Below are 13781 nucleotides of genomic sequence, written 5' to 3'. Positions count from 1 at the left end.
GTGACATCCTTCATCCCGCACAGTGCACTGAACTCAAAATACAAAGGCGCTCGCCAGGATTTCGAAACCGAACAGGAACTTTGGCTGGGCATCGGTATGAACTGAAACGGTGCCGGCAACGTGGGAAATCCGCAGCAACGCATCGGTGCGCCCGTGGTTCATGAGCTTGCGGAGCACCGGCAGCCCGGCAGGCAAGTCGATAATGATTTCATGGACCCGTCCTCGGATGCTCTCACCGAGGTAGTCGCTAAGCGATGGCGTTCTGCTCAGAAAGGGCGTGAAGAAGAAGCGAGAATCAACACGGACAGAAAAACCGTTGCTATGGGCACTGCGATACCACAGCCGGGAAAGCAACCGATAAAACATTACTTTGAAATAACTGCGTAGGCTACTACGCGTGAAGCCCAACTCACTTAGACACTCCAGAGCCGCGTCAGACATGCAAATGCGAGTATTTGAAATAGGCAATGTTTCAAATTTCTGCCGAAACAGCATCAGCGTGAGCGCAAACACGCACGATCCCCGTTCGCGGATCCCCAGGCAACTGTTGGCGTTATGCAGGCAATGACGATGGCGCCGAAGTAGCCTCGACCTCCAGAATGACACAAACCGTCGATAGACCACATCCACCTGCCGCGGTTGTGTCAAGCTATCCTCACCCCCTCTCATGTCTAATGCCACCCGGTATCGCCGTAGGGTCGAGTCTTCTTCGAACGCGTCATAAAAACTATGAGGTTGAATCAGAACGGGAGGATCTATAGGACCCTCCCCCAACCGCATGGTGTCTAAAATACCCAAACGCTGAAGACGCGCCAGGGTGCTAAATAGCCGCAAACTATGAGCGGCACGCTGAGCACAGAGACCCGAGCGCAAGCTGTCGAGGATCACTTTCAAGCTGGGCACGGAATAACCGCAGGTGGCACATGGCTGACTGTTCCGATCGGGACAAAAAGCCGCGGCATCAGCACATTGCGCGCACAAAGATTTGAGTTCAACCCGATGCCATGGACACCATCGGACGCATCGCAAATGGAAAAAGAGCGAGAGGTAACCTGAGTCAGCGGCACACAGTGGGCAGTACTGCAACTTATCCATGGCACGCGGGGAAAAAAATTGTGCAACGCTGCCAATGAAGTGCGTATTCGCCAGGTAGGGGCGCCCGGGCGCGTACAACCCTTGAATCGTTGCGCTGGCCACGCTGCCGTGGCGCCATCGATGGTCGCCTTCGCCAGGACTGAAGGCCAGCAACAAAGCGCGTGCCGGCACCCCGTTGATGACCGCAGCTTTTTGCACAGTAGCAAAGGCCGCTTCGAAGGGCGTGGGAAACCCATCGGGAAAGAAATAGCCACGGTTATAATGCATCACAAAAAGCCCGTAGGTTGCTTTTTTGCACGGCCTCACTCACCCAGTGAGGATCAAGCTCCATGGAGGTGCTGTCCTTGGCTGCAAGGCTGAGCAGTAGATTGAGTACCGACTCACACAGATGGTCCATGGGAATGTTGTTTGTATAATTCCCGGAAGTACTGGCCGACAATTCGAGCCATAGCGACTCGGTAGCAAGTGCCAAACGAAAACCTGCCGAGAAGGCCTTGGGTATAAAATGCGCGGTATAGCTCGTTCCTGAACCAGAGGGGAACTCGGAGCCCGTATCGTAGGCATTCAATATCACGCCGAGTTCGTCGACCCCACGACAGCCAGGATAAGTCAATATCTCGGTTAAAAACCGTGCGATCAACTGCTGGTCACGACGCTTATTAATCATAGTAACTTGTTCATCGATATGCGGCTGAGCAAAGGCAATCAACGTCATGCAGATGTTCTTCACCTGTAGCAAATTGTAGATATCCGCCAAGTCAAAGTAATCCACCGGCAACAATCTTTGAATCTCATCTATAACCAAAATATATTGCCCAGCCTGCTGCCCGACCAATAATGATTCCACATGAGCTACCAAATGATAGCGCAGATCCACACGCTCCTTTGGATGAATACTTTCAGAATAACAAAGTTCCCTAAGCAAGTTAGGGCGCGAATCTTTCCGCTTCAGCGCTATGTGCAAAACAACATGGCATTCAGGAAACTGTTTTTTTAGCTGCTCGGCCACAAACACAGCGCAGCGACTTTTACCAACCCGTGAATGCCCACGAAACATCACTGCGGAACGTCTCATTGCAACCCGATCAAGACACAATCGCACCGCCCAAATGAACGCAGGCGTGATAATTTGCGCCTGCTTGCTGATTAAGGGATGCGTAATATTCATGATCCACCTCGGTTATCGGCATGCCCAGCTGAGGGAAGACCAGGATATTCTTGACCCGGCTGAAGCAGGTAATCCTTCACCGGTTTTTTCACAGGCACGACGGCGCGCGGCAATGTCGACAGGCTCGGATCCTCGGCCTGCTTAACCAGTAGCGCCCGGTTGGGTTCGTTGTGGCGAATGAAATAATCACAGATCTGCTGACTGGGTGGAAGATCCTCAGTGATAGTCAACGCTCGTTGAGCAATCAACGAATTAACCAAACGTCTAATGTACGGCGTATGCCTAAAGGTCGCCCACCAACCGCAGGCGTGGAGTACACCTATTGCAGCACCATTGGGTAGGAAAGCGTTGACAGCGCGATAATCATGTTCATCAATTTCCACACACAATCTGAGCCCGATCAGATCAAAGTTGGCCGCCAAATGCTCACTGGTATACCTGACCCGATCCAGCATGACGTATGGTCGCCGCCCTTCCGCCAAGCTTCCGCGCACCGTGACATACTTAGTAATCAAGTCGACTTTCAGCCGTTCACGACGCTCAACGGCAATGCGTGGTAGTATGGCAGCTTGATTCATATACTGTCGAATCAAGCCCAACGGCGAAAACATGCCAATACCTTCCGACGGTTCCGTATTATAATTGGCTAGCGCGACGTCCAATGCTTGGATAAATCGTGTCAGATCCAACTGATAATCAACGGCTTTTTCCTGCGCGCCATCTGCTCTGCCATGACGAGGGTTACTACCGGTTGTCGAAGGTAATAAAGCTGTGTGTCGTACAACCTCCGCAAAAAGTCGCTCGATCTTTGCGCGCGTTTCAAAACGTCCGGTTGGCCCCAAGTAATGATGGAAGCCGAAATCCTGCCGCGCTTGAAGCGTAATTTTCTTAGCTATATTGGATAGATGCGAGTCAACACTAAGTACGCTGAACGTGACACCACAACATTCCTCAATCACACTAGAAGGAAAACCAGCATCGACCTTATAGGGAAAATTGGTGTTTTCCAGTGTTTGCGCCTTCCACCCCCCCAAGCTTGCTCGCACAAGCACTTCGCGAACATCACTGGCTCCAGGCTGGCTTCGCAAGACCAATTTGTACGCAAGCACAGCATGGGAATATTGATCAATAGCAGCGAGTAACCACATACGGTCTAACGGAATCGGTAGCATCAAGCCATTTACTTGCTCAACCAACAAAACAAAAAAAGCACTGAGAAAATGGCCATCCAATTCCACAACATCGAACGGTCGCTGCGCGACAAGGTATGGCCGATGCCCGGTACCCGTGACAATATGCGCTCTCGCCTCGGGACTGCCATGCGCGTTAATGTACGAGGCCGGAAATTGGTTGCGCAGAGCGAGAATATAGCGGCGTATGCTCACACGCCCCTGATACTTAGTCGAATACGGCCAACCACGATGGTCAGGGGCAACGGCGTGCAAAATCTGCATGAACTTTTTGGCAAGGAACGCAATTGCGTTCCTCTGATCATCAAGCGTCTGTGCGGAATCTTTGATAACCGCGATCATCTGCTCTTCAACTTCCGGATATATTTTAAGCAAATGCTGAAGACAGCCCGACATCCCTCCCTGCTGGCCACTATATTTGTGACCCGATGGTTTGCGTCGCTCGTAGGATTTGAGATGAATATAGGGAAGCAAAGCTCTTTCGCCAATACACTGGCCTTGGTCATCCAAAGTCAGAAAGCGGGTCGCTAACCGATTAACCTCCCACCCTTTTAGGTGGGTCTTCTGCTCAATTACGCGCAAAGCGTGACCTTCAATGTACATCTGCACTGCAGTGCGACGCTTACAGAACAGCTCCCAGTGCTCCTCGGGGACTGCCGAGGCTGGCAGTCTCGGCCAGTTCCCAGCTTGCACGCTCTGGGGTATCACAACCCGCTTCATGGCCGTTCAACTTTGCAAGACCATGTGGTCTGCAGGTTTGGGGTGAAAGCATCAATCGTTAACTTTACCTGCCCTTTGATTGCCAAACGGCTGAGCCCGCCGACCAACTCCGTCATGTCGAGGTTAGGTAACATCTGCGCCAAACTACCGATAGTACCGGTTCCATTTCGCCCGATGAGTTGAAAAAGAAGCGCTTCTGTTGTGTTGATATCTGCACTCCAGCGCGTCAACGCCACGAAATTTGCCAATCTTAGTAAGGGTATAACTTCATAGTGACGGGCGCTTCGTGTTGACTCATCGAAAAGTCGGTAAAGAGCCCCTGCAGCCCGCGCCAACTCCTTCTGAACTTTCAGTTGCTCATGCGCCTCTAGATCATCAATGTATCCGGACTTCACCTCATGCCACTCGATCAAGCCCTCGGCATTCGTAGCAATCGCATCAAGTTTTACCTTGCGCCCACCTCGCTGATCTGCATTAAATTCATCGCCGCGTGGCTTCCAGAAACTTACTATTGATGAGTCAAACTCAAGATAAACCAACCAATGCGCGACTTCACGATGGCTTTCTAGGATCAAGTCATTATTGGCTTTCAAACTATAAACATGCCAAATGCTGCTGCGGACAGAGCCACGGTTACGCATCTGAGCAATCAAGGCATTGCTGGGCGTCGCTTGCTTCGCGATTTTTTTAGACATATCTACACCCTCAACATAGACTTCATGCTTAGGTAGATATGCCAACCCCTCGCGGAGGTCTTCTATGACGGATGGGGGGCGGATTCCACAATGTGATAATCGCACAGTTGCCCTGCACCCATAATGCCTATTGGGAATAAAAGGTACCGCATAGCGTAAGAAAAACAATAAGCCGCTACGGAATCACAAGCATAGAGGAAGCGACCCGATGAAAACATTATCCATGCCAGGCCCCACACCCTCCCTATTAGACCGTCAAACAATGGGTTATATACGTGATTTCCAAAATTACTATGAAGGTGGCCTTCCCTGCACAGCTGAAGAATTGTGCCTCTATCTGTTGCGTAGCTTCCGAAGTACCCCTACCGAAATCAGTCGGATCATAACCGCGCTCTCTCGCTATCATCGGACACTCGGATTTGCAGATCCCACCCAATGCCCCTCCGCGTTAAGGCTCTGCAGGGAGTTCGAGAAGGTAATATGCTTACAAGCACCCATATCTTCACAGACGACTCCTACATTTCATTGTGTCTCCGAACTGACTAAAATGTTAAAAGGCGAGATCCATCGCCACCGACACGAGCTCAAAAAAGCCCGCGCCCTCCTGAACCAAGACAGAGCACGCCTGATGCATCATAAACTCCTCACATCAGTGCGTAATCGAGCGATATTGCTCGTTTCTTACTGGTACGGATTGGAGATGAATGAGACTTGCGCACTGAGCCTAAAGGACGTGGTGGTGACGCCAAAAAAAATGCAGATAACAGTTCGCCCAACCCCAAAATCGCTTAAGTCGCCGCCCCAGCTTTTGACTATTGGCTATTTACCTCAGCTATGTCCAGTGCGAGCAACTCACGCTTGGCTAGGACTTTCCAAACTTAGCGAGGGACTCCTGTTTCCAGACATTAGAGCAGGCGAATTACTAGCTAACACGCCCGCAGTTAACCTACAAAATCATTTCAGATCCCGAGCAAAGCGCATTACACCTGATGCATTAAAAGGACGGATTATGTGGAGAAACGGATTACTGGCTTTTCTGCTGGATTGTGGATGGTCAGCAGCAGACATCACGCAGTGCTTACCCCAGTATCGGAGAAAGCACATTCGGCATCTTCAAAAGGAGTTCCAAAAACAAGGACGCAATCGACAGGACTTACCAATAGATAGGGTCCTGACGACCATCTTGAGTCATTACACCCGACCAGCAGAAAACTATATATCCTCAAGAACCTAAAGCAGCAATTCTTATTGCGTAGCTGCATGCTTATTCGCCAACTTTTAGTAACAACGCTCCAGCTCAACTAAACCCTCACCTCGAAAGCACCAAGTAAATATTAAAATCCGCGAGCTGACAGGAACGCAAACCATTGAAATGCCGAGATTATCGACTAGCCAGAAATTGGAAGATTTAGTTAAGATGACTGTGGCGCTACAGTAAGCAGCACTAAAAAACCCATGAGTAGAAAACACCGCAATCCGCCGAGTTACCCGATGCTGAAACCCTGCCACGGTGTAGGGGCGCCGGCTAAACGAACAGCCCCTGGCCCCCCAGGACAACGGCGGATCACTACCAGCGCTCACCCTTCGCATTGGGGTGGCGGGTATCCTTATTGGATCGGCCGCTCGAACGGCTACCTCCACTGTAGGTTGTGTCCTGACCACCTAATTTGTTGGATCTGCTTCTGGAGCTGCGGCCATCACTATAGATAGGTCGTGTCCTGGCCGCCGAAGGTGTTGGTTCTGCTTCTGGAGCTGCGGCCATCGCTATAGGTGGTGTCCTGGCCACCGAAGTAATTGGACTTGGATCTGGAACTGCTGCCATCGCTGTAGGTGGTGTCTTGACCGCCAAAGGTGTTGGCCCTGCTTCTGGAGGTGGTGCCGTCACTGTAACGGCAATCCTGGCCGCCGACGTTATTGGACCGGCAGCTGTCAGCCAGGGCCAGGGGTGATAGCAGAATCAGCGAGGCCAGCAACGCGAACTTGAACTTCATGAATCTTCCTTGAGCAGATCAGACTGGGATAGGCATGAAGACCGAGATGGCCGCATGCCATCAACGAGTATGCCATGCGACCGTCTGCGCAGGGAGGCCAAACGGTGTTCACCTGCCGTTTCCCGAACCTGCCCTGTTCCCGGCTACCCATCCTGGCGGATGAGGGGTTGTGGAGTTCCCAAGCCACTCGCCAAAAGAGAACGTAATTCCGAGACAGGCCACTAACGTCTAGAGCCCTGCCTTTGCACAGGCACGGCATAACTATGCAAAGCCATACCCAAAACACATAACCAACCAACCACGGCGTTACCTTCCAGCCAGTCAGGTCGATATCCTATGAAAAGAAAATAGGAGGACTGAACAACCCTAAGATAATAGCTAACAAAGAACACATTATATCCAACGCACCCCCAGAACATCCACGAACCAAGCCGTCGACCAGAGAGCCGGAGTTTCATAATGTAGGCCAGCACGACACCTACCGCCACACAAAACCCGAAGAGCAGAACAATCATTCCTTGTTCCATTCTACCCAAATCAGGTCACCCGTCAGCACATTGACCCCTAGCTCAAACGTCAACGGCCCGGCACCCATCGCCACATGAGCCCGAACTTTATCTGAATCGATATATCTAAATAAACGCCTAGCGGTAGGCAAGACGACAAATCGGCCTAGAGAATAACCAGACAGCAGTAGATCACCAAGTCCGTATGCGATATTTCCATGCGATGCTTTACCGCCAAGCGACTTGGCGATCTCTTGATAGCCTCTACGAAGCGGCCCTACGGTATCGTTCCCTCCCTGAATAATATTACGCCCATTCTCATAAACATTATTCAATCCATGTTGAACAAGCGCCATGCCTGCTGTACCGCACATGAGGCCAGCGGAGTACTTACAAACGGCAACGCCACCCGCGACCTGTAAAATCCCCGATCCTAGCCCCGCGACAATTTTCATATATTCAACAACATCAGAGTAGAGGGCGCGATGTTCTTCCCTGATTTTCTTCAGTCCCTCCTCCGCAGTGTTCCTGCCGGTCCGGACCTCCTCCACAATGCCCTTCCCGACATACGCCATCTCCTGCGTGAACTGCAGCCGCAACATCCCGTCATCCAAACACCGCGCGGCCACCTCGCAGGCATATTGAGTCAGCCGGGCCGCCGCATGGCTCACTTCCCAGAAGTCGTCATCCCACGGGACCTCGTGCTCGCTGCGCGCCGTCATTCTTCACCCCAGGTCGAATAACCGGTGGTTCCCGCCGCATGGTGCACCCAGGAAATCTCCCGATAGCGGATCGCCAGGTGCTCCTGCGGTTCCTGCTCGTTGAGCAGGACGGCATGGGGCATGGCCACGTTCTGCTGGACGATCAGCCCGCCGCCGAGCCTTACCGAGTAGTACCGCTCCTGCAGGCCCGCAGCACTGGTGCGGAAGAAGGTGAGGTCACACTCCACCCGCTCCCTCGAATCGAGCGCCTGCGCCAGCAACGGGGTGGACTTGTCGATGAACTTGGTGAGGTAGACCGGCCGGTGCAGCGCCCGGCTGACGTTGTCGAGGTTGGAAAGGCTGTGATCGAAGGCCAGGACCATGATCTGGTCCCGATGACCCGCCTGGCATTTGTTGCCGATGGAATCCTGGGCGGAACACCCCGCCGAAATCAGGCCCTGAAGCGCGCCCGTGATCGTCATGTAGCCGTGATAAGCCATGCTGCGAACTCCCTGTAAAAAGTTCGCACTGTAAAAACGTAAAACCGTGTTGTATGTCAGACGCGTCCGAAATTACGCCATTGAGAAGTTACCAAGTACGACAGACATCACTGACTTTCATAGCTGCCCAGAACGCATCACCTTCAGGATCTTTGAAGGCGGGTTCTTTATCGCATGATGGCAGCCAGGTGCTGGACGATATCACTTGCAGTGCCCTACAGATCGAGCGCCGCCTGCGCGCCGCTCGACCTCGAAAATGCTGCAAGGCTATCGTCCGCACCTATCCGGCACCCTGCAATCGAAAGCCCCCTCAGTGATACGCATCCCCCGCCTGCACCTTGCCGCGGAACACGTGGTAGCTCCAGAAGGTGTACCCCAGGATGATCGGGATGATGAACAGCGCCCCGATCAGCGCGAACAGCTGGCTGGTCAGTGGAGCGGCCGCCTGCCACAGGGTGATGCCCGGGGGCACGATGTTCGGCCAGAGACTGATCGCCAGGCCCAGGTAACCGAGGAACACCAACCCCACCACGGCCATGAACGGCAGGTGCGAGTGGCGCTTGCGCAAGGTATTCTGGATCACCACCACGGCCACCACCGCCAGCACCGCGATCAGCGCCGAGCGCAGCCAGTGACTGGCGCCGAACCAACGCTGGGCGATGTCGTCATGCAGCCAGGCGGTCCAGGCGCAGATCACCACGATCACCAGCGCCAGCAGGTAGGTCAGCGGACGACTGTAGTGGCGCATGCGCGACTCGAGCATGCCGTCGGTCTTGATCAGCAGCCAGGTGCTACCCAGCAGTGCGTAGGTCAGCAACAGGCCGACGCCGCAGAACAACGGGAACGGCGCCAGCCAGTCCCAGCCAGAGCCGGCGAACTGACGGTCCACCACCGGGATGCCGCCGATGTAGGTGCCAATGGCCACGCCCTGGAAGAAGGTCGCCAGCACCGAGCCGCCGATGAACGCCTTGTCCCACAGGTGACGCTTGCGCGGGTGGGCCTTGAAACGGAACTCGAAGGCCACGCCGCGGAAGATCAGCCCGGCCAGCACCAGCACCAGCGGCAGGTACAGGGCCTCGAGGATCACCGAGTAGGCCAGCGGGAAGGCGCCGTACAACGCCGCCGCCCCCAGCACCGCCCAGGTCTCGTTGCCGTCCCATACCGGTGCCACGGTGTTCATCATCACGTCGCGATCACTGGCGTCCTCGATCAACGGGAAGAGAATCCCCAGCCCCAGGTCGAAGCCGTCCATGATCACGTACATCATCAGGCCGAAGGCGATGATCACGCCCCAGATGACTGACAGGTCGATACCTTGAATTGCCATGTGCCTGCTCCTTTTCAGTCGGCGACGGACAGCGGGCGCCGCGCGCTGGCCAGCGATTGCGGTTGCTCGGGGGTTGGCGGCACCTGGTACGCGGTCGGGCCCTTGCGCACCAGGCGCATCATGTAGCCGATGCCCACGGTGAACACCAGGCAGTAGATGACCACGAACGCCGCCAGGGTGATGCTCATCTGCATGGTGCTATGGTTCGACGCCGCCTGGGTGGTGCGCAACATGCCGTAGACCACCCAGGGCTGGCGGCCCACTTCGGTGGTAAACCAGCCGGCCAGCAGGGCGATCAGCCCCGACGGCCCCATCAGCAGGGCGAACCAGAGGAAAGCACGCTGGCGGTACAGCGCGCCGTTGCGGCGCAGCGCCAGGGCCAGCAGCGCGCAGGCCAGCATCAGCATGCCCAGCCCGGCCATGACCCGGAAGCTCCAGAAGATGATCGTCGAGTTGGGGCGGTCTTCCTTGGCGAAACTCTTCAGCGCCGGGATCTGCTTGTCCAGGCTGTGGGTCAGGATCAGGCTGCCCAGGTAAGGCACCTCGAGGCTGTAGCGGGTGGTTTCGCTGGCCATGTCCGGCAGGCCGAACAGCACCAGCGGCGAGGCTTCGCCCGGTTTGTTGTCCCAGTGCCCTTCGATGGCGGCGATCTTCGCCGGCTGGTGCTCCAGGGTGTTCAGGCCGTGGGCGTCACCGACCACCACCTGCACGGGCGTTGCGACCAGCACCATCCACATGGCCATCGACAGCATCTTGCGCACTTGCGGGGTGTCGCGCCCGCGCAGCAGGTGCCAGGCGGCCGAGGCGCCGACGAAGAACGCGGTGGAGAGGAACGCGGCCAGCGCCATGTGCGCCAGGCGATAGGGGAACGACGGGTTGAAGACGATCTTGAACCAGTCCAGCGGCACCACACGGCCATCGACGATCTCGATACCCTGGGGTGTTTGCATCCAGCTGTTGGACGAAAGGATCCAGAACATCGAGATCAGCGTGCCGATCGCCACCATGATCGTGGCGAAGAAATGCAGCTTGCGCCCCACCCTGCCCCAGCCGAACAGCATCACCCCGAGAAAGCCCGCCTCGAGGAAGAACGCGGTGAGCACCTCGTAGGTGAGCAAGGGGCCAGTCACGCTGCCGGCGAAGTCGGAGAACCGCGCCCAGTTGGTACCGAACTCGTAGGCCATCACCAGGCCCGAGACCACGCCCATGCCGAAGTTGACGGCGAAGATCTTCGACCAGAACGTGTAGAGATCCTTGTAGACCGAATGGCCGGTTTTCAGCCAGCAGCCTTCGAGCACGGCCAGGAAGCTGGCCAACCCGATGGTGATGGCCGGGAATATGATGTGGAACGAGACCGTGAAGGCGAACTGCAGCCGCGCCAGGTCCAGTGCACTCAGAGTCGACATGACAATATCCTTGTGGACAGGCAGGCCCCTGCCGTGCGGCGGCCAGCAGCGCGCCGCACGCCCGAGGGCCCGCAGTCGATGAATGAAGGCAGTTGAGGGTTATCCGGCGACGGCGTGGATCAACGCATCCGGCTGTGCCCGCTCGAGGCGAATGGCGACGAACTTCGAGGTGGGGGTGAAGGTCTGGTCGCCGTAGCTCTCCAGAGGCACCAGCGGGTTGGTCTCCGGGTAGTAGGCAGCTGCCTGGCCGGTGGGAATGTCGTAGGCCACCAGGGTGAAGCCCGTGACCCGCCGCTCCAGGCCGTCCTCCCACAGCGACACCATGTCCACCTTGTCACCCGGCGCGAAGCCCAACCGACGGATGTCCGCCTCATTGGCGAAGACCACCTCGCGCAGGCCGAACACGCCACGGTAGCGGTCGTCCAGGCCGTACAGCGTGGTGTTGTACTGGTCGTGGGAGCGCAAGGTCTGCAGGATCAGGTCAGGTTTTTCACCACGGGCCAGCACCACGTCGTTGACCAGTTGCGCCGGCAATGGGCAGGCGGTGAACTGCGCCTTGCCGCTGGCGGTGTTCCATTCGCGCTCGGCGGCGGCATTGCCCAGGTAGAAGCCGCCGGGGTGGTGCAGGCGCGCATTGAAGTCGGCGAATCCGGGAATGGTATCGGCGATCAGGTCGCGGATGCGCCCATAGTCGGCCACAACCCAGTCCCAGTCGATGGGGCGATCGCCCAGAGTCACCTTGGCCATGCCGGCGATGATCGCCGGCTCCGAGCGCAGGTGCGGCGAACGCGGTTTCAGTTGGCCATGGGAGATATGCACCATGCTGAAGGTGTCCTCGACCGTGACACCTTGCGGGCCTTCACCCTGGATATCGATCTCGGTGCGCCCCAGGCACGGCAGGATCAGCGCGTCACGGCCGGTGACCAGGTGCGAGCGGTTGAGCTTGGTGGCGATGTGCACGGTCAATTCGCAGTTGCGCAGCGCCGCATGGGTGCGCGGGGTGTCCGGGGTGGCCTGGGCGAAGTTGCCGCCCAGGGCGACGAACACCTTGGTGCGCCCCTCCTCCATGGCCTGGATCGCCAGCACGGCATTGTGCCCGTGGCCGCGCGGCACCTCGATGCCGAAGCGCTGTTGCAGGTTGTCGAGCAACCAGGTCGGCGGTTTCTCGTCGATGCCCATGCTGCGGTCGCCCTGCACGTTGCTGTGGCCACGCACCGGCGACAACCCGGCGCCCGGGCGGCCGACATTGCCGCGCAGCAATTGCAGGTTGACGATCTCCTGCACGGTCGGCACCGAGTGACGGTGTTGGGTGACGCCCATGGCCCAACACATGATCACCCGCTCGGCCTTGCGGTACATGCGCGCGGCCAGCTCGATCTCGGCCTTGCTCAGGCCGGACTGCTCGACGATGTGTTCCCAGGAAGTGGCGTCGACCTGCGCCAGGTAGTCGTCCATACCATCGGTATGGGCCTTGATGAAGGCATGGTCGAACACCGGCGGCATGCCGTTGGCCTGGGCCTCGCGCTCCCACTGCAGGAGGAACTTGGCCATGCCGCGCAGCACTGCCATGTCGCCGCCCAGGGCTGGGCGGAAGTAAGCGGTGTTGGTCGGTTCGGAACCGTTGCTGAGCATCTCGAACGGGTGCTGCGGGTGCTGGAAGCGCTCCAGGCCGCGCTCCTTCAGCGGGTTGAAACACACCACCTGGGCGCCGCGCTCCACCGCTTCACGCAAGGGTTCGAGCATGCGCGGGTGATTGGTGCCAGGGTTCTGGCCGATGACGAAGATCGCGTCGGCCTGCTCCAGGTCGTGGAACACCACGGTGCCCTTGCCCACGCCCAGGGTGCTGGACATGCCCAGGCCACTGGCCTCGTGACACATGTTCGAGCAATCGGGGAAGTTGTTGGTACCGAAGGTGCGCACGAACAACTGATAAAGGAAGGCGGCTTCGTTGCTGGCTCGACCCGATGTATAGAAGTCAGCCTGATCAGGCGACTCAAGGCTGTTCAAGTGCTGGGCGATCAGGGCGAAGGCGTCGTCCCAACTGATCTCGACATAGTGGTCGGTGGCGGCGTCATAACGCATCGGATGGGACAGCCGGCCCTGGTATTCGAGCCAGTAGTCACTCTGCTCAAGCAGTGCGCCGACGCTGTACTTGGCGAAGAATGCCGGGTCCACCGAGCGCCCGGTGGCTTCCCAGTTGACCGCCTTGGCGCCGTTCTCGCAGAACTTGACCATGCCGCTCTCGGGCGACTCGCCCCAGGCACAGCCGGGGCAGTCGAAACCACTGTCCTGGTTGGTCTTGAGCATCATGCGGATGTTCTTGACGGCGTTCTCGCTGCCCAGCCAGGCCTTGGTCACGCTCTTGAGCGCGCCCCAGCCTGCGGCCGGGCCATTGTAACGCTTGATATGTTCTTCTTCGTTCATCAGGGTCACCCGTGATCGCGGTGTGCGGAATAACCAGCGCGAAGTTTCAAGTTATCCG

General features: G+C 56.8%; 10 protein-coding genes. All 10 read right to left on the bottom strand.

Annotated features, from left to right (window positions below):
* Positions 1-33 precede the first annotated feature (33 nt).
* The 10 genes from JYG34_RS11450 to JYG34_RS11405 all read right to left on the bottom strand — a co-directional run bounded on the left by JYG34_RS11450 (position 34) and on the right by JYG34_RS11405 (position 13723).
* On the bottom strand, positions 34-1362 hold the full coding sequence (locus JYG34_RS11450; RefSeq protein WP_213660787.1) for a hypothetical protein: 1329 nt from the start codon (positions 1360-1362) through the stop codon (positions 34-36).
* The gene (locus JYG34_RS11445) at positions 1352-2263 is read right to left on the bottom strand and encodes an ATP-binding protein (RefSeq protein WP_213660786.1); all 912 of its coding nucleotides are present in this window, start codon (positions 2261-2263) and stop codon (positions 1352-1354) included. The genes JYG34_RS11450 and JYG34_RS11445 overlap by 11 nt, the downstream gene beginning before the upstream one ends.
* The gene (locus JYG34_RS11440; RefSeq protein ID WP_213660785.1) at positions 2260-4056 is read right to left on the bottom strand and encodes a hypothetical protein; all 1797 of its coding nucleotides are present in this window, start codon (positions 4054-4056) and stop codon (positions 2260-2262) included. Before JYG34_RS11440 ends, JYG34_RS11445 begins: the two co-directional genes overlap by 4 nt.
* Positions 4057-4169: 113 nt before the next feature.
* A complete protein-coding gene (locus JYG34_RS11435; protein ID WP_090342397.1) occupies positions 4170-4868 on the bottom strand; it encodes a hypothetical protein in 699 nt (232 codons plus the stop codon).
* A gap of 1700 nt (positions 4869-6568) precedes the next feature.
* Positions 6569-6859, bottom strand: a complete 291-nt coding sequence (locus JYG34_RS11430) for a hypothetical protein (RefSeq protein ID WP_213660784.1) — start codon at positions 6857-6859, stop codon at positions 6569-6571.
* Between the two features lie 511 nt (positions 6860-7370).
* Positions 7371-8087 (bottom strand): DUF4225 domain-containing protein, encoded by a 717-nt coding sequence (locus JYG34_RS11425; protein ID WP_213660783.1) that lies wholly within the window; start codon positions 8085-8087, stop codon positions 7371-7373.
* Positions 8084-8566, bottom strand: coding sequence for an Hcp family type VI secretion system effector (locus JYG34_RS11420; RefSeq protein ID WP_213660782.1), 483 nt, complete (start codon positions 8564-8566; stop codon positions 8084-8086). The genes JYG34_RS11425 and JYG34_RS11420 overlap by 4 nt, the downstream gene beginning before the upstream one ends.
* A 310-nt stretch (positions 8567-8876) precedes the next feature.
* Positions 8877-9893 (bottom strand): cytochrome d ubiquinol oxidase subunit II, encoded by a 1017-nt coding sequence (gene cydB, locus JYG34_RS11415; protein WP_213660781.1) that lies wholly within the window; start codon positions 9891-9893, stop codon positions 8877-8879.
* Positions 9894-9907: 14 nt separating this feature from the next.
* Positions 9908-11299, bottom strand: coding sequence for a cytochrome ubiquinol oxidase subunit I (locus JYG34_RS11410; RefSeq protein ID WP_213660780.1), 1392 nt, complete (start codon positions 11297-11299; stop codon positions 9908-9910).
* A gap of 99 nt (positions 11300-11398) precedes the next feature.
* Entirely contained in the window at positions 11399-13723 is a 2325-nt protein-coding gene (locus JYG34_RS11405; protein WP_213660779.1) for an FdhF/YdeP family oxidoreductase, read from the bottom strand.
* Between the last annotated feature and the right edge of the window lie 58 nt (positions 13724-13781).

It is taken from the genome of Pseudomonas entomophila, assembly GCF_018417595.1.
Lineage (GTDB): Bacteria > Pseudomonadota > Gammaproteobacteria > Pseudomonadales > Pseudomonadaceae > Aquipseudomonas > Aquipseudomonas entomophila_C.
Note: the sequence above shows the minus strand (reverse complement) of the source record. Positions and strands in the feature narration are given on the sequence as shown.